The 429-nt window shown below is 31.0% G+C and carries 1 pseudogene; it reads right to left on the bottom strand.

The features are described from left to right. Positions 1-280: 280 nt before the first annotated feature. Positions 281-429: pseudogene (locus tag IDG60_RS02715) on the bottom strand (low specificity L-threonine aldolase); the annotation flags it as partial.

Here is a 429-nt window from a genome sequence, read left to right as displayed (position 1 = left end):
TTCAGTGTAAAATGTACTTGGGTCATGTAAAAGTCCTCCTGGGTATGTTTTTGTCGTTAAAAACATTGTACCGTAAAAGGACTGTTATATGGCCTTTTTACTTTTACACAATTATACGGACTTTATCCAATAATCTGTAGTATCTTGTTTTGGAATGATGTAATTTTATAACATCAACGGCTTCAAATGAGTAGTTTCATATATAAATCAATAAACACAACTACTCAACTGAACTGGCTTAATTAATAAATGATTTGCCAGACGAAATATAACAGCATTATTAGATTAATTCTAATAGTTTATTTAAATTTTCTTCGGTTGTCGCCCAGCTGGTTGCGAATCTAACAACACGATGTTGATCATCGTATTTTTCCCAAACAGCAAATTTAACTTTTTGTTCTAACTCTGCTATTTTCTCGTTACTTAAAA

It is taken from the genome of Staphylococcus sp. EG-SA-2 (assembly GCF_017152085.1).
Note: the sequence above shows the minus strand (reverse complement) of the source record. Positions and strands in the feature narration are given on the sequence as shown.